Below are 17,144 nucleotides of genomic sequence, written 5' to 3'. Positions count from 1 at the left end.
ACGACACCTGCAAAGGTAATCTGACCAGCGCGACCCGATCACCCGGAGGAGACAACCCATGATTTGCAGACAGCGCATTGTTACCGTGTTGACCACGACCGCCATTGCCTATTCCATCTGCTCGCCGACCCAGGCCGCCAATCTGGTCGGCGTCGCGCAGTCCAAATCGCGCGAGCCGGTCGCAAACGACCTCGACCACAGCCTGCAGAACGACATCGGGGCCGCTCTGGGTGCTGACCCGGCACTGGACGGCTGCTCCGTCGCGGTGTCTTCGCGCAGTGGGCAAGTCACGCTGTCGGGGAGCGTGCGCGACGCCGTACAACTGGCCCGCGTGCTGCAGACGGCGATGTCCGTGTCGGGCGTTCGGCACATCGACAATGCGCTTGAAGTCGGCGATCCATCTATATTGTCGGCCTCGGTTCACGGCACCCGATAGCTGGCCTGCGTCATCAGGTCGGTGCCGCACGGCAGGTCCTCAATCCAGTCCACAAACCGTTTCACCATGGCTGGCCCCTCGAAGCGCGCCCCGTGCTGCGGAACGATCATGTCGATTTCCAATGTACGCACCATGTTCGCCCAGTAGCGACAGACCTTGTTGGCGACCATGTAGCGGCGATGAAAGCCGACCATATGCGGTACATGCGCGTCGAAATCGCTGACCGCATGCAGCGCCTCGCGATGGTCGAGCATCGAGGCGCCCATGTCACCCGAGAACAGGATTTTCGATACTGGATCGTAGAACTGGAAGTTGCCTTCCGAGTGCAGGAAGTGCGCTGGCAGCGCGATCAGTCTGCAGTCGCCGAGTGCGATGTGCATGCCTGCATCCGGAATCGGAATGATGCGCGACGTATAGTCGCGACCGCTCGTGAAGTGCGGCAGAAAACGCGCCCAGATGCTTGAAATCATCACCTTGCATGAAGTGCTGACCATCCACTTGTTCATCGACGCAATGATGTCCGGGTCGGCATGCGAAGCGAGGATGAGATCCAGATCCTTAGACGGAAAATAGCGCTGCATCGCCATGATCAGGCCGCTGTAGGTCATGTTGCCGCCGGGATCGATCAGCGCACCGTGCCCGTTGTTCGCGATCAGGAACTGGTTGCACTGGACAGCGTGGTCTGCGTCCTCATCGACCAGGTCGTAAAAGGCAAGGCAGACATGCTTTCCATCGTTGTAGAGTTCGACGGCCATTGGTTACCTTCGTCTGGAGCTTCGTCATCCGAAGCTCCACCATTTTGCCGCAACAGCGACCAACGCTTCGCATTTGATCGAACAAGCCTGACGACGATCGTGTCACGTTCGCCCGCGTGCGGACAGGTCCGATTAGCTGCGGCGTGGCGCTTGCGGGATCAGGAAAATGATTGCGGGTCGACACCGCGCAAGAAGAATCTGCCGCGACCGGTGCAGGCGGCATTCGGGTGTTCCAGGACGGCAGACAGGGCAGAGTTCGAGGCGTTTGCCAGGGCTTCACTGGCATCGAATGCGTCTGATCGGGGCTCAGTCGTCGACGAAACCCATGGGCCCGGGCGGCCCAGCCGGCAGCAGACGGTTGCAGTCGATGCGGGTAGACGAAAGCGGGGTTTGCTATCCGCTGCCCACATGAAAAGCCCCAGCCGTCGGCGGCTGGGGCTGTGTTCTGGTGGGCCCCCCGAGAGTCGAACTCGGCACCAACGGATTATGAGTCCGCTGCTCTAACCAAGCATGAGCTAGAGGCCCGGCAAGGGCGCGTACTATAACAAAGCACTGCGCGGTTCGGTCATCGGGACCGGCCGGTCAGCCGGGGAGTCAGCGCGGGATGTGGCCGGATTTTGATGGCGGATCGATTGTCGATCTGATGGACAGCGTGCTGCGCTCGCGTGGCGGGCATGCAGCGGGTGCGGGGCTGTGCGATGTGGACGTGTCGGGCTGGCACGAGGCGCGCACCGTGGTGCTTCTGGTGCTCGACGGTGTCGGCATGGCGCAGCTTGACCTGTTACCAGAAGACAGTTTTCTGCGGCGCCATTGCGCGCACGTACTGACGTCGGTTTTCCCGTCCACCACCGCCGCTGCAATCACCACCTTCATGACGGCGCGCGCGCCGGCGGTGCATGGATTGACCGGCTGGCACGTGCGTTTCGATGAACCCGGGCTCGATGGCCGGGTGCTGGCCATCCTGCCGGTCACGCCACGCGGTTTGCGTGACGCGTCGGAACTGACGCTGGCGCCCGACGACGTGCTGGAAAGGGTGTGCCGCACACCCTCGATGTTCGCGTCGCTGCCGGGCGACAGTTACGTCGTTTCCCCGATCGACATCGTCGATTCGCCGTTCAACCTGCGGCACAGCGCGGGGGCACGCCGCATCGGCCACGACGGTTTGCCTGACATGCTGGACCAGATCGGCCGCGCACTGCGAGCGCCGTCCCCGCCGTCCTACCTTTATGGCTACTGGCCGGATTTCGATCATTGCGCCCATCAGCGAGGCGCGGCGTCTGACGAAGCACGGGCACTGCTGCGTGCAGCCGATGTTGCACTGGGCTGCTGGGTACAGGCGCAGTCACGACGCGACACCTTGCTGCTGGTGACCGCCGACCACGGCTTCATCGACGGGCCGCCGCAGCGCCTGATCGAAATGGAAGATTTTCCGCTGCTCGCAGATTGTCTCGCCGGTCCGCTGTCCGGCGAGCGAAGGGCGGTGTTCTGTCACGTGAAGCCCGGACGCGTGCGCGATTTCGAGCGGGCGTTGCAGACACTCGACCACGCCTGCACCGTGTGGCGATCGGCCGATCTGCAGGCGGCCGGGCGGTTCGGACCAGGCACGCCGCATCCGAAGCTGCTGTCGCGCATTGGCGACTTCACGCTGGAAATGCGTGACAACTGGACCTTGCGCGATACGATGCCGGGCGAGCGTGGGCACCGCCTCGTCGGCGTCCACGGCGGGACGCACGCCGACGAAATGCGGGTGCCGCTGGTTCAGCTGGTGATATAGCTTTCGAGCTGCCGGATCAGGAACTGCTGGTAGGCGATGGTTTCCTTGACCATGTCGCCAATGGAGACGACGCCGACCAGTGCGCCGGTTTCATCAAGCACCGGCAGGTGGCGGATGCGCTTGTCTGTCATCAGCTGCATGGCGTCATCCACCGTATTGGCCGGCGTCACATGGATGAGCTTGCTTGTCATCACCTCGCGCAGCGGTGTCGACGACGAACTCTTGCCTTCCAGAACCACACGTCTGGCGTAGTCGCGTTCCGAAAAGATGCCGGCAAGCTTGCCGGCATCGGTCACCAGCACGGCGCCGATGCCGTGCTCCGCAAGAAGGCGCAGTGCGTCCAGCACTGTGCAATCCGCCTCCATCTTTGCGATCGGGGCGGTCTTGCCTTCGAGTACCTGGGCTATCGTTTTCATGGTGCATCCTCCCTGTTGTCTATCAAGACTCCGGATGAGGATTCAACCCGAAATCAGGTCTCCGTGTCGAGGAAGCTGCGCAGCTTCTCCGAACGCGACGGATGGCGCAACTTGCGCAGCGCCTTGGCTTCGATCTGGCGGATGCGTTCGCGCGTTACGTCGAACTGCTTGCCAACCTCTTCCAGAGTATGGTCGGTATTCATTTCGATGCCGAAGCGCATGCGCAGTACCTTGGCTTCGCGCGGTGTCAGGCTGTCCAGCACTTCCTTCGTGATGTCGCGCAGGCTGGCGAAGAGTGCAGCGTCGGTCGGTGCCAGCGTCGCAGTGTCTTCGATGAAGTCGCCCAGATGGGAATCGTCGTCGTCGCCGATCGGCGTTTCCATCGAGATCGGTTCCTTGCTGATCTTCAGGATTTTCCGGATCTTCTCTTCCGGCATTTCCATGCGGATGGCCAGCGTCGCCGGGTCCGGCTCGGCGCCGGTTTCCTGCAGGATCTGGCGCGAAATGCGGTTCATCTTGTTGATCGTTTCGATCATGTGCACCGGAATGCGGATGGTGCGCGCCTGATCGGCGATGGAACGCGTGATGGCCTGACGGATCCACCAGGTCGCATAGGTCGAGAATTTGTAGCCGCGACGATACTCGAACTTGTCCACCGCTTTCATCAGGCCGATGTTGCCTTCCTGGATCAGATCGAGGAACTGCAGGCCGCGGTTGGTGTACTTCTTCGCGATCGAAATGACCAGACGCAGGTTGGCTTCTGTCATTTCGCGCTTGGCACGGCGCATCTTCGCTTCGCCGGTGGACATCTGCTTGTTGATGTCCTTCAGTTCCTTCAGCGGCAGACCGATGCGGTCCTGGATGTCGATCAGCTTGCCCTGTTCCTCGATGATGGCAGGCGCAGCGCGCAGCAACTGCGCGCCATTCGACTTGGCAGCGGTGATCTCTCCCTTGAGCCAGTCGATATTCACCTCGTTGCCCGGGAACACCTTGATGAAGTGCGAACGCGGCATATTGCCCTTGTCCACGCACAGTTCCAGGATCTTGCGTTCGTGCTTGCGCGCCGACTCGACCATGCCACGCACCGAATCGCACAGCTTTTCGATCATGCGGGCAGTGAAGCGGATGTTCATCAGCTCGTCGGACAACTGCTTCTGCAGCTTCAGATAGATCTTGTCCTGCGAGCCCTTCTTGTCCAGCGTCGCCTGCATCTTGGTATAGAAGGCGCGGATGTTCTCGAAGCGTTCGAGCGCGTCGGCCTTGAGCTGGATAAGCGAGGCGCTCATCGCACCGGCTTCGTCTTCCTCTTCCTCATCGTCTTCGTCGCTGTCTTCATCAACAGTCGGCTCCGGTGCCGCAGCCGCTTCTTCCTCGACCGCGTTCGGGTCGATCAGGCCGTCGATCAGCTCGTCAATGCGCATTTCCTCGCGTGCCACCTTGTCGGCCATGTCGAGGATTTCGGCAATCGTCGTCGGGCAGGCGGAGATGGCCTGAATCATGTGACGCAGGCCGTCTTCGATGCGCTTGGCGATTTCGATCTCGCCCTCGCGCGTCAGCAGTTCGACCGTACCCATTTCGCGCATGTACATGCGCACCGGGTCGGTCGTGCGGCCGAATTCCGATTCGACCGTAGACAGCGCCTGTTCGGCTTCTTCCTCGACTTCCGACGCATCGACCACGGCCGGGGCGTTCTCGCCCATCAGCAGGTCTTCCGATGCGGGGGCTTCGTCGAAGACACGGATGCCCATGTCGTTGAAGGTCGAAATGATCGACTCAATCTGCTCGGCGTCGACAATGTCGTCCGGCAGGTGGTCGTTGATTTCGGCGTAGGTCAGGTAACCACGCTCCTTGCCGAGCGCAATCAGCGTCTTCAGGCGGAGGCGGCGCTGGTCGGCGTCCATCGGCAGTGCATTTGCGACGGCGCCGGCTGCCTTGGCAGCTTTAAGCTCCTTCGCCTTGCTGGCGGCCGTGGCGGCCTTCGTAGGCTTGGCGCGTGCTGTGGCGGGCTTCGATGCGGCTGCTTCAGTCGGGTTGGGGGCGGCAACAGGTGTTTCTTCGACCGCTTCCTGCTTGCGTGTATCCTTCGACTTGTCCTTGGCGACCATGTAATTCCTCAGATCTGCGTGTTACCGACAGCCTTCCGACTATCGGAAGACCGTCCGCCGGCATCGATGTGACACCCCGCGATGTGGCGGCCCGGAATGCTGCAAAGGCATCCGGCTAACGTTTTACGATTCGTTCTACGATTCGCGTATGTTGCGTCCGACGAGTTCGGCAGTGCCCGAGAGGCAGCAGCGCAGCCGGCCGAACGTTCAATAGGGGAACCCATCATTATACGTGTTTTAGGGTGCGTATCGGCCTGTTTCAAGTGCCGGCCTTCTCCTTCAACAGGCGGTGCAGCTCTTCCTGCTGTGCGGGGGTCAGCCCGGATTGCCGGCTCAGCTCGGTCAAGCGCTTGATCGAATTCGATATTCCGGCACGCCGCAGATGCTGGATGGTGTCGTCGAACATATGCGGCAGTGCGCCTTCATCCGCTATATCTTCCAGCGAGCTGGCTGCGGCTTCGGTCATCAGCGCCCCGTGCGGGCTCTCCCGGAAAAATTCCATCAGTGCAGCGGCATTCGGTGATTCGATGTCGCCATGTTCCAGGCAGTCGGCCACGGCCTGCACCGCCTGCAACCAACCGTCGTCCTCCGCGAATTCCAGATGGCCCAGCCGAAGGCTCAGGTCGGGGCGCTGCATCACGATGCACAGCAGCTTGCGGGCGGGCGACGACGGCGCGGTGCGCGGTGCCGCTGCCGGCGCGCGCGCCGGATAGCTACCGCGGCGCGGCATGCGCAGCCCGCAGGCCTCGGCCAGTTCGGCCGCCGAGAGGCCGACCGCCGGCGCCAGCAGATGGAGCAACTGGGTGCGCAGTGCGCCGGCCGGCACCTGAGTCACCAGCGGTTTCGCCTCCGTCACGAGCTGCGCGCGTCCTTCGGCGCTGCGCGTGTCGCAGCGCGCCGCGAGTTCGTGCAGCAGATATTCGCTCAGCGGCTGTGCCGACAGCGCAAGCTGGCGGAAGCGGTCGGCTCCCTGTTCGCGCACGAAGCTGTCCGGATCGTGCTCCGGCGGCAGGAACAGAAAGGATGCGGATCGACCGTCGGCGAGTTCGGTCAGCGCTGATTCGAGCGCACGCCAGGCGGCCTTGCGACCGGCGCGATCACCATCGAAGCAGAACACGATGCGATCGGTCTGGCGGAACAGCTTGTGGATATGGTCGGCTGTGGTGGCGGTACCGAGCGTGGCAACCGCATTGCCGACGCCGAACTGCGCCAGCGCCACCACATCCATATAGCCCTCGACCACCAGCACGAAGCCGTCGTCGCGAATCGCCGTGCGCGCCTGCGTCAGGCCGTACAACTCGCGGCCTTTCGAGAACAGGGGGGTTTCCGGGGAATTCAGGTACTTCGGATCCCCCTTGTCGAGCACGCGGCCGCCGAAGCCGATGACGTTGTTGCGCGCGTCGAAGATGGGAAACATGATGCGGTCGCGGAAGCGGTCGTAGCGCCGTCCCTTTTCCTGACCGTCGGACGCCTCGGCGTCGATGACCAGACCGCATTCGTTCAGCCCGGGCGCCTCGTAATCATCGAAGGCGTCGCGCAGACCTTGCCAGCCATCCGGTGCGTAACCGATGCCGAAACGTGCAGCGACCTCGCCCGACAGGCCGCGTCGCTTCAGGTATTCGATGGCGCGCGGCGTCTTCTTGAGCTGCTGCTTGTAGTGATTCGCGGCACGTGACATCAGTTCTGTCAGCGAAGCGGCTTGCTGACGGCGCTGCGCCATCTCCGGGGTGAAATCCTCGCGCGGCACGGCCATGCCGGCCTGGCGCGCCAGTTCCTCTATCGCTTCCGGATAGGGCAGGCCGGAATACTCCATCAGGAAACCGATGGCACTGCCGTGCGCACCGCAGCCGAAGCAGTGATAGAACTGCTTGGTCGGGCTGACCGTGAATGACGGCGACTTTTCGCTGTGGAAGGGGCAGCAGGCCTGGTAGTTGGCACCAGCCTTCTTCAGCGGCACATGGCGCTCCACCACATCGACAATGTCGACCCGGTTGAGCAGTTCCTGGATGAAGGACTGCGGGATCATGCCCGCGCCCGGTCAGTCGCCGGCGCCGCCGAGTGCGGCTTTCACGAGCGCCGACGCAGCGGCCATGTCGGTTTTGCCGGCGAGCTTCGCCTTCAGCGGACCCATGACCTTGCCCATGTCTGCCGGACCGATCGCGCCGACAGCGGCGATTACTTCGGCGATGACTGCGCGAACCTCGTCGGCGCCGAGTTGCTGCGGCATGTAGGCGGTCAGGATTTCGAGCTCGGCCTTTTCCGCGTCGACCAGATCCTGGCGGCCTGCGCTTTCAAACTGGTTGATCGAGTCGCGTCGCTGTTTGAGCATCTTGTCGATGACTGCGGTGACCTGCGCGTCGTCGAGGACGATCCGTTCATCGACTTCCTTCTGCTTGATTGCCGCGAGCAGCAGGCGAATCGTGCCCAGACGCGCACTTTCCTTCGCGCGCATCGCCGATTTCATGTCTTCGGTGATCAGGTCCTTCAGGCTCATGGTCGGGTGCTCACGGCAAAAAAGGTGGATAGGGCGCAACAAACACAAAAAGCCGAAGGCGCTGTGGAGCGCATCCGGCTTTTCGGTTCAAGCCCTGCAGCCTTGCAGGGCGCGGCGATCAGTACAACTTCGGCGGCAGGGTCTGGCTGCGCAGCCGCTTGTGATGGCGCTTGACCGCGGCAGCCAGCTTGCGCTTGCGCTCGGCGGTGGGCTTCTCGTAGAACTCGCGTGAGCGCAGTTCGGTCAGCGTGCCTGCTTTTTCGATGGTGCGCTTGAAGCGACGGATTGCCACTTCGAACGGTTCGTTTTCCTTGACGCGAATACCCGGCATGCAACAGCCCTCAATGGCGCGCCCACTTCTCTGGATGAAAGCGAACGCATAACGGAAAGCCGATGAGTATATCGCCTAGTTGGCGGTGTGCCAAGCATGACCCACGTTACGCCCCGTACAATATTGGTCATGTGGATACTTGGCATCGAATCGTCGTGCGACGAAACCGGTCTGGCGCTCTACCACGACGTGCGCGGGCTGGCGGCGCACGCCGTGCATTCGCAGATCGACCTGCATCAGGCCTATGGCGGCGTGGTGCCCGAACTGGCGTCACGCGACCACGTGCGGCGCATTGTGCCGCTGTACCGTCAGGTGCTCGCCGAGGCGGGGATCGCCGCAGGTGACATCGATGCGGTGGCCTACACCGCCGGACCGGGACTGGCCGGGGCATTGCTGGTCGGTGCGGCATTTGCGGAGTCGCTTGCGCTGTCGCTCGGGCGGCCCGCGATCCCCATCCATCACCTTGAAGGACATCTGCTGTCGCCACTGCTGTCGGCCGACCCGCCGGCGTTTCCGTTCGTTGCACTGCTGGTGTCGGGCGGCCATACGCAGCTGATGCGGGTGACCGGTGTCGGTGCGTATGAGTTGCTTGGCGAAACGCTGGACGACGCGGCAGGTGAGGCGTTCGACAAAACCGCGAAGCTGCTCGGCCTGCCCTACCCGGGTGGTCCGGCACTCGCTGCACTGGCTGAAGGAGGGGTAGCTGGCCGGATCAAGCTGCCGCGTCCGATGCTGGGCAGCGGGGATCTCGATTTCAGCTTTTCAGGCTTGAAGACAGCGGTTCTCAACACGGTCAACAAGGGTGTCGAAGACGCTGCCCGGGCAGACCTCGCGGCCGAATTCCAGGAGGCGGTGGTCGACGTGCTGGTCGCAAAATGTCTTGCCGCGCTGCGCCACACCCGCCTGAACCAGCTGGTCGTGGCCGGCGGCGTCGGTGCAAACCGGCGCCTGCGCAGCCGGCTCGATGTCGAGCTCGCGCAACGTCGCGGCCGCGTGTTCTACCCGGAACTGGAGTTATGTACCGACAACGGCGCGATGATTGCCTTCGCAGGCGCGTTGCGGTTGGCAGCCGGCCTCACGCAAACCCCAGCGAGCGGCGAAATCGCCGTTCGGCCGCGCTGGGCGCTCGACACGATCTGATCGCATCGCATCGCATCGCATCAGCCGGCGGCGGTTTTCTTCCGACCGATGCGGCTTTCGCTGCCATTCATCAGGCGACGGATGTTTTCGGCGTGGCGCCAGATCAGCAGCCCGGCCATCGCGGCGAATGCACCGCACACCACGGCCGAGCTTGTGTAGAGCAGGCCGGTGATGGGTGCGCTGCACGCGGCGAGCAGTGCGGCGAGTGACGAGTAGCGGGTAATTGCGACGACCGATATCCAGATGCCGAGCGCGATCAGCCCTGCAGGGGGTACGGCTACCAGCATGACTCCGGCCGCCGTCGCGACGCCCTTGCCGCCGCGAAAACCCAGCGTGATGGGAAAGACATGGCCGACGAAGGCCGCGACGCCGGCCAGCAGAGCCATGGTGTCGCCCATGCCCAGCGCGCGCACCACCCATACGGCAACGCACCCCTTCAGCGCGTCACCGAGCAGGGTGAGGGCTGCCGCTTGCTTGTTGCCGGAGCGCAGTACGTTGGTGGCACCGGGATTGCCCGAGCCGTAGGTGCGCGGATCGGCGAGTCCGAAAATCCTGCTGGTGATGACGGCGAAGGGGATGCACCCGAATGCGTATCCGATGACGAGAGCGAGGGCGATGCTTGAAGCGGTATTCACGATATGCGACGGGCCCGACGTAGAATCCAACCATTCTAGTTCGACACGGGCAGCGCGCGAGACATGGACTGCATATTCATCGAAGGCATGAAGGTGACCGCTTCGGTCGGCATCTACGCGCGCGAAAAGGCGCACACGCAGCAGCTGGAAATCAGCATGACCTTTGGCGTGCCGGATGCCGCGGCCGAAAACGACGACATCAACGACACCATCGACTACGCCGAAGTGGTCAATCGCATCCGTGCCGAACTGGGCCAGCGCCACTTCAACCTGCTGGAAACGCTGGGCGAATTCGTCATCCACATGATGCTCGAAGACTTCAAGGCTCCATGGGTGAAGATATCGATCGCCAAGACCGGCATCATGAAAGACGTGCGTCAGGTCGGCGTGACAATTGAGCGGGGCCGTTCGCCGACAGCCTGAAGCCACCCGCCGCGGCCTCGTGCGCAAGAAGCCAGCGTTTGATGCCGGGCAGGAAGCCGGCGGTCGAATGCGCGAAGCCACCCAGCCTGCCGCCGGTCGCAACGATGCGGTGGCAGGGAATCACGATGGGAAACGGGTTTGCGCCGCAAGCACCGCCGATCGCCCGCGGCGAACTGCCGATCTGTGCAGCGACTTCACCATAGGTCAGTGTGCAGCCCGGCGCGATCGTCCGCATCAGCTGCCATACCGCGCGCTGGTGTGCCGTGCCGGCGGCGGCGAGCGGCAGATCGAATGGGGTCAGCGGATCGCGCAGATAGGCGGTGAGCTGGGCATCGGCCTCGCGGCCGAGGGCGCTGCGCGCACCGCGCGCCGACCCTGCGGGAAGAAATTCGATGCCGGCGACTGTATCGGCTGCCAGACGCACACCCAGTGCGAAGCCGGGTGCGCCAACAATGACGTCCCAGTCGTCGACGGTCGAGCTCATGGTGCGGAACGGCCCGCCAGAAGCTGTACCTTCAGATCGTCCTGCGTGGGCACCGGGCCGATCCACACTGCGAGGAGGCCGCGATAGAAATCTTCGCCTTTGATCAGCGTGGTCGAAGGCTGACCATCGACCACGATGCGCGTGCCGCGCCCGGGTATCCAGTCCAGCGCCAGCCGGCTGCCCGATTTCACCGACCCGATCGCCAGCACCTGTTCCGAAAACGCTTTGATGCGCGGCTGCATCGCTTCGTACTCGTCGCGCGGCAGATTTTTCTTGATGCCGCGGATCAGCGGCTTGTTGAAATGCTCGGCCGGCACATCGACCATCGACACGATTTCGATCCGCTTGGCACCCGGCGCCGCCATGGCACTGTCGAGACTGTCTGCGGGTCCGCCCAGGTAGAGCCCGATGGCGTAGGCCTTGAGCGAATAGAGGCTGCGAATGCCTTCGCCATTGAGCTTCAGTGGCGCATCGGCGACGCGGGTGACCGGTTCGAAGCGCTGCGTCGCGGGCTCTGCGGCATGCAGCGGAACAGACAGGCACAACAGGAAAATGACCAGCGCGAGGACGCGTGACGGCATGCGGAACTCCGTTTTGGCGAGCAGCCGATTATCCCGCGCAGCCGGGCGATGGCAACGCTGAAATGGCGAAGATGACATATCGGTTAGGGAAAAAACCTTAAAAATCATGCGCAACATATTGTTTTTCCTGTCATGAGGTGCAAAAATCGAGGGCCTGAATATTCAGTTGCCGCATGTTTCGGCGGCCGGGAGAGCACATGAGAACAACGAAGAGGTCAGCGTGGCGTACCCGTCGGACGTCCGCTTCGGGTCTGCGACGATGGCTGTACCTTCCGGCTGTCGTGTTGTGGCTGGGTAGCCAGGCGCATGCGCAATCGGTGACCGAGCAAGCGGCGGCACACATCGAAGCAGGGCGTCACGCGGCGGCCTACGCCCTGCTGGCGCCACAGGAAAGCGAGCGTGCCGGCGATCCGCAGTTCGATCTGCTGCTCGGCGTCGCGGCGGTTGAGACCGGACGTCATACGCTGGCGGTGTTCGCACTCGAACGCGTGCTGGCGCTGCAGCCGGACAACGCGCGTGCCCGCGCTGAAATCGGCCGCGCCTATCTCGCGCTCGGCGAATCGGCGAGCGCGAGGCGCGAACTGCAAGCCGTGCGCGGACAGAATGTGCCGCCGGAGGTCGCCCGCTCGCTCGACCGTCTGCTGTCGGCAATCGACCGCGCGCCGGCCGAGCCCAGGCCGTCGTTCGCCGGCTTCATCGAAGCGGCAGTCGGACGCGATACCAACGTCAACAGTGCCACGTCGGCTGGCTCGATCGCGATTCCGGGACTGATCGGCGACTTCACGCTGACCGGCGACAGCCGCAGCCGCGACGCCTGGTTCTCGTCGCTTGCTGGCGGCTTCAATGCGCGCATTCCGGTCGGTCGCGAGTGGGCGGTGGTGGGTGGCGTGTCCGGGGCCGGTCGATTCAATGGTGGTGAATCGCGCTTTGACACGACGGCCGTCGACGGCAATGCAGGCGTCGCCTGGACGCGTGGCGCCAACCGCGTCACCGCTGCGTTGCAGGGCGGCATCTTCGAGGTCGACAACGACAAGCTGCGCGACTACACCGGCCTGAGCCTGCAGTGGCAGCACACGCACAATGCGCGCAACCAGACGACCGCATTCATGCAGCATGTACGCCTGCGCTACGATGACAGCAACGACGTGCGCGACGTCAATCGCAACATCTATGGCGTCGGCCACGCCCATGTGCTGCAGGGTGGCAAGACGATGCTGTTCGGCAGTTTCTATCTGGGCAGCGAGAACGGTCGCAACGATCTGCCTTCCGGCGTCAATATCGCCGGCAATGATGTCATCGGCTTCCGGGTCGGCGCCCAGCACACGCTCGATCCGCGCTGGCTGCTGTTCGGTGCGCTCGCTCACGAAGCACGTGATTACGAGAATGCCGATCCACTGTTCCTGCGCGTGCGCGACGACAACTTGACCACGCTGTCGCTCGGCGCGACCTACGCGCTGACCGAGCGCTGGCTGCTGACGCCGTCGGTCACACTGATGCGCAACGATTCCAGTTTCAGTGTCAATGATTATCGCCGCGGCGTTGCGCAGTTCGCCGTGCGCCGTACGTTCTAGGAGATCGCCATGAACCGGATTTTCAGGCCAGTCCCGCTGGTGCTCGCCATGGCGGCCGCATTTCCGCTCACCGTGAATGCCGACAGTGCGGCGCGCGTCGAATTCACCGCCGGCGAAGTCCGCGCGGTCGCAGCCGATGGACGCAGCCGCGCGCTGACGCGCGGGGCGCAGGTGGGCAGCGGCGACACCATCGACACCGGCAGCGGGCGTGCCCAGATGCGCTTCACCGACGGTGCGCTGGTATCGCTGCAGCCGCAGACACAGTTCCGTATCGACCAGTACGCATTCGCCGGCAAGCCAGAGGAGGACCGCGGCTTCTTCAATCTGCTCAAGGGCGGTCTGCGCACCATCACCGGGCTGGTCGGCAAGGCGAATCGCAGCAATTACAAGCTCACCACCTCGGTAGCCACCATCGGCATCCGCGGCACCGAATTCTCCGTCGCCTACGGCAACAGCATCAATGTCACGACCGGCGATGGCGCCGTCGATGTCTGCAACGGAGCCGGATGCCTGACGGTCGAAGACGGCCAGAGCGCTTACGTGGCCGACCAGAACACGATGCCGATCATCATCGAGGTCAAGACAGACCTGCCGCCGGCGCCGCCGTCGAACGCGTCGGGCGGCGTCGAGCCGCCGGTGAGCAACGACGTGTTTCTCGTCGGCGAAGAACGCGACGACGACGGTGATCTGGTCACGCTGGACGGGCTGGATCCGCAGGGCGACCTGCAGTCGGGAGACGGTTATTACGTGTATGGGCAATACACCGAACAGTACGGCGGCTATGGCGGCCTGGTCACACTGACCGGTGTCGCCACGGTCATCGAAGGAAGCGCACTCAAGTCAGCCGACAGCGGTGAGGGCGGCGTGCTGACTGCGGGTACCGTCGCGCAGTCAGCACAGGACGGCATCATCGGATGGGGCCGCTGGGCCAGCGCGTCATGCGACGGTTTCTCGTGCGATGGCGACACCATCGTCGACCTGCATTACGTCACCGGTCGTGCCACGCCGGATCTGGCAGCACTCGGCGGCATCAGCGCGACCTACAGCCTCAGTGGTGCAACGACGCCGACTGCTTCGGGAGGCGCGCCGGGTGGCGCGGTCAGCGGTACGCTGCTCGCCAACTTCACCAGCTACACGGCTGATCTGGATCTCGGCGTCACCGTCAGCGCGGTCACGTTCAATGTTTCCGGCTCAGGGTCCATCAATTCAGGTACGGCAGCCTTCGCCGGCTCCTTCGACAGCTGCAGCGGCTGCGGCAGCACACCGAACGGCAGCTTCCATGGTTTCTTCGCCGGGCCTGCAGCCGAGCGGGCCGGGGTGGTGTACACCTTCGACAGTGCCATCAACGGTATCGACAAGGTGACGGGCGCCGCGGTGTTCGCCAGGGGCGGTTCGGGGCTCGACAACTGACGGCGCGCATCGCGGCATTTTTTTTGGCGGCCTGTCGCACCCGGGTCGCGTCGCCTTAGCGTTTTGCGTTTGGTTCCAACGCTGCGCGAACGATCCATGCGCAGCGCGGTCATGATCCGTCGGCAGATAAACAACGGACACCACGCAAAATGCCCCATCACACCCCGCTGATAACGACCATCGTCGGAGGTCTCGTACTGGCGTTCATCTTCGGCTCGCTGGCGCACCGCTTTCGCATGCCGCCGCTGGTCGGCTACCTCGTCGCCGGCATCGCGGTCGGTCCATTCACTCCCGGGTTTGTCGCCGATGTGGCGCTGGCGCAGGAGCTGGCGGAAATCGGCGTCATCCTGCTGATGTTCGGGGTCGGTCTGCATTTTTCGCTGAAGGACCTGATGTCGGTGAAGGGCATCGCCATTCCGGGGGCGATCGCGCAGATCGGCATCGCCACGCTGCTCGGCATGGCACTGGCCTGGGCAATGGACTGGACCGTCGGGGCCGGCATCGTGTTCGGGCTGGCCCTGTCGGTCGCCAGCACGGTTGTGCTGCTGACTGCGCTGCAGGAGCGTCGGCTCGAAACCACACGTCGCGGGCGCATCGCCATTGGCTGGCTCATTGTCGAAGACATCGCGATGGTGCTGGCCCTGGTGCTGATCCCCGCGTTCAGTGGCCTGCTCGGCGGCCAGGGTGATGCGTTGAGCGGCGATGCGCTGCTGAAGACGCTCGTCATCACGCTGGGCAAGGTGGTCGCTTTCGTCGTCGTCATGCTGGTGGTCGGACGCCGGGTGATTCCGTGGACGCTGGAACGCATCGCCGATACCGGCTCGCGCGAGTTGTTCCGGCTCGGTGTGCTGGCCATTGCACTTGGCTTCGCACTTGGCTCGGCCTATGTGTTCGGCGTGTCGTTCGCGCTCGGAGCCTTCTTTGCCGGCATGATCCTCAGCGAATCCGAACTGTCGCATCGCGCGGCCGAGGAGTCGCTACCGCTGCGCGACGCGTTCGCCGTGCTGTTCTTCGTGTCGGTCGGCATGCTGTTCGATCCGTCCATCATCGTGCGCGAACCGCTGCTGGTGCTCGCCACCGTTTTCATCATCGTCATCGGCAAGTCGATTGCCGCGGCGGCCATCGTGCGAGCCTTCGGCCATCCGCTGAGCACGGCGCTGACCGTGTCGGCCAGTCTGGCCCAGATCGGCGAGTTTTCGTTCATCCTCGCCACGCTGGGTCTGTCACTCGGACTGCTGCCGGAAACCGGGCGCGACCTGATTCTGGGCGGCGCGATCATCTCCATCCTGCTCAATCCTCTGCTGTTCGTTGCGCTTGACAGGCTCAAGCCGTGGCTGGAAGCGCGCGAAGGCACCGCGAGCGCGGTCGCGCCGGACATCCCCGCTGCGACCGCAATCGAAGGTCATGTCGTGCTGGTCGGCTTCGGCAAGGTCGGTCACCGCATCGTGATGGCGCTTCTGGAAAGCGGGCACAAGGTGGTCGTCATCGAAGACCATGCGGAAGTGGTCGAGGCGTTGAACGGTGACGGCATTCCGGCGCTGTACGGCAATGGTGCGGCTCCAGGAATGATGGAGGCGGCGCACATCGAAAGCGCGCGTTTCCTGCTGGTGGCCATTCCGGGGGCGTTGGAAGCCGGCCAGATCATCGAGCACGCACGGCGCATCAACCCGGACATCGAGGTGATCGCGCGTGCCTACACCGACGCAGAACTGGCGCACCTCGAAAAGCACGGCGCGACCCACACTGTCATCGGTGAAACCGAAATCGCGCGCGGCATGGCACAGCGCGTGATCGATGCGATGGTCTGAGACGCAGGGCGTCTCAAAGAGTGTCGATGAAGTTGCGGATGCCGGCCAGCAGCATTTCGATCGAAATCGCGCACAGCAGCAGCCCCATCAGACGTTCCAGCGCGGCCGTGCCGCGCTCGCCGAGCCGGCGGATCAGCGGACCTGCGGCCAGCAGCACGACCGTGGTGATGGCCATTGCCGCGCTCATCGCGCCCAGCCACGTGTAGAAGCGCTCCGGCTCGCGCGACACCAGCAGCATCACCATGGCCATCGCCGACGGGCCGGCGATCAGCGGAATCGCCAGCGGCACGATGAAGGGCTCGCCACCCGACCACTCGCCGAACACCCCATCCGGCTGGTGAAAGATCATGCGCAGCGCGATCAGGAACAGCAGCACGCCTCCGGCGATGCCGAGCGAAGTTTCCGACAGCTGCAGCACGCGCATGACCGATTCGCCGGCATACATGAACAGCACCAGCGCCAGCCAGGCCGCGAAGCACTCGCGCAGGATGACCCGCCGTCGACGCTCCGGCGGCACGTCCTTCATCAGCACCGTCATCACCGGTGCGTTGCCGAACGGATCGAACAGCAGCAGGAGCAGGATGCTGGCGGACAGGAAGCTATCGGACATTTTCGGGAGTCAGTGCGTGGGTGGATGTTGGGCATCGCTACGCTCACCCCAACCTACGGCGATGCCGGGTGAGACGGTGCTGTCGGGCAACGCTACGCTCACCCCAACCTACGGCGATGCCGGGTGACACGGTGCTGTCGGGCATCGCTACGCTCACCCCAACCTACGGCG

At 63.7% G+C, this 17,144-nt stretch carries 17 protein-coding genes and 1 tRNA gene; 7 read left to right on the top strand and 11 right to left on the bottom strand.

The window, feature by feature from the left end; translation table 11 throughout:
• Positions 1-58 precede the first annotated feature (58 nt).
• A complete protein-coding gene (locus Q8R75_RS03580) occupies positions 59-436 on the top strand; it encodes a BON domain-containing protein (protein ID WP_305663508.1) in 378 nt (125 codons plus the stop codon).
• On the opposite strand, the gene Q8R75_RS03575 is transcribed toward Q8R75_RS03580, so the two are convergent.
• Both Q8R75_RS03575 and Q8R75_RS03570 read right to left on the bottom strand, forming a co-directional pair.
• Positions 421-1,191 carry an MBL fold metallo-hydrolase gene (locus Q8R75_RS03575; protein WP_305615410.1) on the bottom strand — a complete coding sequence of 257 codons (771 nt, stop codon included), beginning with the start codon at positions 1,189-1,191 and terminating at the stop codon, positions 421-423. The genes Q8R75_RS03580 and Q8R75_RS03575 overlap by 16 nt on opposite strands.
• Before the next feature lie 446 nt (positions 1,192-1,637).
• Positions 1,638-1,716 (bottom strand) — tRNA-Ile (locus Q8R75_RS03570).
• Positions 1,717-1,795: 79 nt separating this feature from the next.
• On the opposite strand from Q8R75_RS03570, the gene Q8R75_RS03565 reads away from it, so the two are divergent.
• On the top strand, positions 1,796-2,965 hold the full coding sequence (locus Q8R75_RS03565) for an alkaline phosphatase family protein (protein WP_305615412.1): 1,170 nt from the start codon (positions 1,796-1,798) through the stop codon (positions 2,963-2,965).
• Here Q8R75_RS03565 and Q8R75_RS03560 read toward each other — a convergent pair.
• From Q8R75_RS03560 to rpsU, 5 genes are all read right to left on the bottom strand, one after another.
• Positions 2,950-3,381 (bottom strand): CBS domain-containing protein, encoded by a 432-nt coding sequence (locus Q8R75_RS03560; protein ID WP_305615414.1) that lies wholly within the window; start codon positions 3,379-3,381, stop codon positions 2,950-2,952. The two genes, Q8R75_RS03565 and Q8R75_RS03560, sit on opposite strands and share 16 nt — an antisense overlap.
• A gap of 53 nt (positions 3,382-3,434) precedes the next feature.
• On the bottom strand, positions 3,435-5,486 hold the full coding sequence (gene rpoD, locus Q8R75_RS03555; RefSeq protein ID WP_305615416.1) for an RNA polymerase sigma factor RpoD: 2,052 nt from the start codon (positions 5,484-5,486) through the stop codon (positions 3,435-3,437).
• 259 nt (positions 5,487-5,745) lie between these two features.
• On the bottom strand, positions 5,746-7,512 hold the full coding sequence (gene dnaG, locus Q8R75_RS03550; protein WP_305615418.1) for a DNA primase: 1,767 nt from the start codon (positions 7,510-7,512) through the stop codon (positions 5,746-5,748).
• A 12-nt stretch (positions 7,513-7,524) separates the two neighbouring features.
• Positions 7,525-7,980, bottom strand: a complete 456-nt coding sequence (locus tag Q8R75_RS03545; RefSeq protein ID WP_305615420.1) for a GatB/YqeY domain-containing protein — start codon at positions 7,978-7,980, stop codon at positions 7,525-7,527.
• A 118-nt stretch (positions 7,981-8,098) separates the two neighbouring features.
• The gene (gene rpsU, locus Q8R75_RS03540; protein WP_008061479.1) at positions 8,099-8,311 is read right to left on the bottom strand and encodes a 30S ribosomal protein S21; all 213 of its coding nucleotides are present in this window, start codon (positions 8,309-8,311) and stop codon (positions 8,099-8,101) included.
• A 129-nt stretch (positions 8,312-8,440) separates the two neighbouring features.
• Between rpsU and tsaD the strand changes: the two genes are divergently transcribed.
• Positions 8,441-9,451 (top strand): tRNA (adenosine(37)-N6)-threonylcarbamoyltransferase complex transferase subunit TsaD, encoded by a 1,011-nt coding sequence (gene tsaD, locus Q8R75_RS03535; RefSeq protein WP_305615436.1) that lies wholly within the window; start codon positions 8,441-8,443, stop codon positions 9,449-9,451.
• 20 nt (positions 9,452-9,471) lie between these two features.
• Here tsaD and plsY read toward each other — a convergent pair whose 3' ends face one another.
• On the bottom strand, positions 9,472-10,086 hold the full coding sequence (gene plsY, locus Q8R75_RS03530) for a glycerol-3-phosphate 1-O-acyltransferase PlsY (protein ID WP_305615422.1): 615 nt from the start codon (positions 10,084-10,086) through the stop codon (positions 9,472-9,474).
• Between the two features lie 63 nt (positions 10,087-10,149).
• Between plsY and Q8R75_RS03525 the strand changes: the two genes are divergently transcribed.
• Positions 10,150-10,509 (top strand): dihydroneopterin aldolase, encoded by a 360-nt coding sequence (locus Q8R75_RS03525; RefSeq protein ID WP_069039234.1) that lies wholly within the window; start codon positions 10,150-10,152, stop codon positions 10,507-10,509.
• Here Q8R75_RS03525 and Q8R75_RS03520 read toward each other — a convergent pair.
• Both Q8R75_RS03520 and Q8R75_RS03515 read right to left on the bottom strand, forming a co-directional pair.
• Positions 10,448-10,993: a methylated-DNA--[protein]-cysteine S-methyltransferase gene (locus tag Q8R75_RS03520; RefSeq protein ID WP_305615424.1), complete on the bottom strand. Its 546-nt coding sequence runs from the start codon at positions 10,991-10,993 to the stop codon at positions 10,448-10,450. The two genes, Q8R75_RS03525 and Q8R75_RS03520, sit on opposite strands and share 62 nt — an antisense overlap.
• Positions 10,990-11,574, bottom strand: a complete 585-nt coding sequence (locus Q8R75_RS03515; protein ID WP_305615426.1) for a chalcone isomerase family protein — start codon at positions 11,572-11,574, stop codon at positions 10,990-10,992. The genes Q8R75_RS03520 and Q8R75_RS03515 overlap by 4 nt, the downstream gene beginning before the upstream one ends.
• Positions 11,575-11,771: 197 nt before the next feature.
• Between Q8R75_RS03515 and Q8R75_RS03510 the strand changes: the two genes are divergently transcribed.
• The 3 genes from Q8R75_RS03510 (at position 11,772) to ybaL (ending at position 16,363) form a co-directional block, all read left to right on the top strand.
• Complete coding sequence (locus tag Q8R75_RS03510; RefSeq protein WP_305615428.1) at positions 11,772-13,145, top strand: tetratricopeptide repeat protein; 1,374 nt, start codon at positions 11,772-11,774, stop codon at positions 13,143-13,145.
• 9 nt (positions 13,146-13,154) lie between these two features.
• A complete protein-coding gene (locus Q8R75_RS03505; protein WP_305615430.1) occupies positions 13,155-14,555 on the top strand; it encodes a FecR family protein in 1,401 nt (466 codons plus the stop codon).
• Positions 14,556-14,704: 149 nt separating this feature from the next.
• Entirely contained in the window at positions 14,705-16,363 is a 1,659-nt protein-coding gene (ybaL, locus tag Q8R75_RS03500; protein WP_305615432.1) for a YbaL family putative K(+) efflux transporter, read from the top strand.
• 13 nt (positions 16,364-16,376) lie between these two features.
• On the opposite strand, the gene Q8R75_RS03495 is transcribed toward ybaL, so the two are convergent.
• Entirely contained in the window at positions 16,377-16,973 is a 597-nt protein-coding gene (locus Q8R75_RS03495; RefSeq protein ID WP_305615434.1) for a MarC family protein, read from the bottom strand.
• Positions 16,974-17,144 lie beyond the last annotated feature (171 nt).

Origin of the sequence: Methyloversatilis sp., assembly GCF_030696805.1 — a bacterium.
In the GTDB taxonomy this organism is placed as follows: domain Bacteria; phylum Pseudomonadota; class Gammaproteobacteria; order Burkholderiales; family Rhodocyclaceae; genus Methyloversatilis.
The sequence above is the reverse complement of the archived record's forward strand: the minus strand, read 5'-3'. Positions and strand labels throughout refer to the sequence as shown.